Source organism: Deltaproteobacteria bacterium, assembly GCA_009930495.1.
Taxonomy (GTDB): Bacteria; Desulfobacterota; Desulfovibrionia; order Desulfovibrionales; family Desulfomicrobiaceae; genus Desulfomicrobium.
The window spans coordinates 1-2,568 of sequence record RZYB01000269.1; the positions used below are offsets into that span (position 1 = coordinate 1).

Annotated in this window: 2 protein-coding genes; both read left to right on the forward strand. The window is 64.9% G+C overall.

Features of this window, described 5'->3' with window-relative positions:
• Positions 1–921: 921 nt before the first annotated feature.
• The gene (locus EOL86_13585) at positions 922–2,412 is read left to right on the forward strand and encodes a hypothetical protein (GenBank protein NCD26607.1); all 1,491 of its coding nucleotides are present in this window, start codon (positions 922–924) and stop codon (positions 2,410–2,412) included.
• Positions 2,412–2,568, forward strand: a 157-nt coding sequence (locus EOL86_13590) for a single-stranded DNA-binding protein (GenBank protein ID NCD26608.1), incomplete at its 3' end; no start/stop codon positions are given. The genes EOL86_13585 and EOL86_13590, both read left to right, overlap by 1 nt.

Below are 2,568 nucleotides of genomic sequence, written 5' to 3' on the forward strand. Positions count from 1 at the left end.
CTGTGGATACATGTCAGATGCGCACAAGCGGGGGTAGGATGGCCCTACAACTGAAACGGCCCGGCTGGTGCGTCAACACCAGTGAGTCCGGGCCTAACCCTGACAAGGAGGGCTACGTGGATTCTACCGCCATTAGGACGATTCGGGAACGTATCGCAGACGCAGAGTGGCACCGCGATGTCGCCATCGGCGGCAGTAACACCAAGGCCGCGTCCTACTTCCTCGGCATGATCGCTGCGTTCCAGCAGTGTCTCCACATCATCGGGGAGGGCTGATGGCCCGCGAGTACGCCAAGGTCAAGCTGACAATCTGGAACGATCCCGACTTCCGCAAACTGTCGGCCGATGCCCAGTGGCTCTACTTCACCATGCTGACCCACCCCACGATCAACTCATGTGGCGTCATGGAATGGAGGGAGGCCAAGCTCGTGCGGATCGCCGACGACATGACCATCCCCAGGCTGAAGCACGCCGCGTGGGAACTGGGACAAGCGGGCCTCGCAGCCGTGGACCCGGAGACAGAGGAAGGGCTCGTGCGGTCCTTCGTCCGCCATGACGGAGTGCTCCAGAGCCCCAACATGTCCCGCGCCCTCGTCCGTGAACATGCCTCCATCGCGTCCCTCAAGATCATGGCGCTGGTGTCCCGTGAGGTGCGACGCGGACTCGATGAGCACCCTGAATGGAAGGGTGCGGAGGCTGCTGAGCCCGTCCGCAAACAGTTCCCCGAGGCCACGTGGAACCCTTCGGAAATGGTTCCAGATTGGTTCCAAGATGGTTCCAGATTGGTTCCCACGGAGATACCCCCCTCAGAGGGGGAACCCTTCGAAAATGGTTCGCCCCTTCCCTTAGCCCTCAACCCTCAACCCTCTCCTACGGAGAGAGGGGCGTCTCGCAAGCGAGCCGCGCACCCGCTCCCTGATTCGTGGAAGCCGAACGCCAGCCACATCGAGAAGGCGATGGCGAAGGGCCTGGACGTGAACGCGCTCGCGGAGAGGATGCGCAACTGGGCGGAGGCGAGCGACAAGCGGTACGTGAACTGGGACGCCACCTTCCGAAACTGGATCGAACGCGAGGACGCGCGCCCCACACGTCCCGAGGCAACCAAGTCGCCGTGGGATCGGTGGGACTCGTGAGCGCCGACATTGAACGCGCCATCATCGGGCTCGCCATGCACCGCCGTGACGTACTGGACGACGTGGACCCCGGCGACTTCGGGGACCTGCGCCACGAGGCACTGTTCCGGCTCATGCGGCAGATGGCCCACAAGGGGGAGGCCACCGACGCGCTCTCGATGTCCACGGCCTACCTGCGAGTGGACGAGGCGGAGCGACGTGGCATCGACGGGGCGTACCTGTTCGAGTGCGTACAGGCGTCGCCCCAGCCAGCGCTGGCGGAGAGCTACATCAAGATGCTGGCCGACGCCGCCACCCTCCGACGGCTGGAGTCAGTGTTCACGCGCGGGCTCCAGCTCGTGCAGGCGAACCAGCCGCCGGCCGAGGTTGCCGAGCTGGTCCGCGGAGCCATCGACGCCGCGAACCGCGCAACAGCCGAGGCTAACCCGATCGGCCACATCATCGACCGTGTGCTGGATGACCTCGACAAGCCGTCGCGAGCACTCCCGTCGCCGTGGGTTGACCTGAATCGGAAGATCGGCGGATGGAGGCCCGGCGCGCTGTATGTGGTCGGCGCGCGGCCCGGAGTCGGCAAGTCCATCGTGGCGTTACAGGCTGCCATCGGGCTCGCTGAACACGGGTGGGTGGCGTTCAATACCCTGGAGATGGCCGACCGTGAGGTGGTCATTCGGGCCATCGCACAACTGGCAGAGGTACCGCTGGGCCGCATGGATGGCAAGTCGGAGATCGCGGAGCCGATGACCAAGCGCGACTGGGACAAGATCGCGCGAATCCGGGGCCGGTTCGACTCGATGCGCCTGTCCATCGACGACAGGTCCTCGGTGACGCTGACCGACATTCGCTCCCACGCGCGTTCGCTGGCGCGGCGCGGACCATTGTCCGCGATCGTCGTGGACTACATGCAACTCATGGACCCGCCACGGGGCGACCGCCGTCCCCGCCATGAGGTTGTGGCGGAACTGTCGCGCGGGCTCAAGAAGCTCGCGAAGGAGATGGACTGCCCTGTCATCGCGCTCTCACAGCTCAACCGGGCCAGTGAGGGCAGGCAGGACAAGCGACCCATCTTGGCCGATCTGCGCGAGTCGGGCGCCGTGGAGCAGGACGCGGACGTGGTGCTGCTGCTGCATGTCGGTGACGAGGACGCGAGCGATATCGACATCCTCGTGGCGAAGAACCGGCACGGGGTCACTGGCCCCGTGCGTTTGACCCGTTCCGGCGAGTTCGCCCGGATCGACCCGCACCACTGGACACCTAGTTACACAACCGAGAGGACAGCCTAATGGCCGCTGAAACCATTATCACCATCGTCGGCAACCTGACAGACGCGCCGGAACTTCGGTTTACGCCGTCTGGCGCTGCGGTGGCCAGTTTCACCGTGGCATCGACTCCACGGACGTTCGACAAGCAATCGCAGGAGTGGCGCGATGGGGAAACGC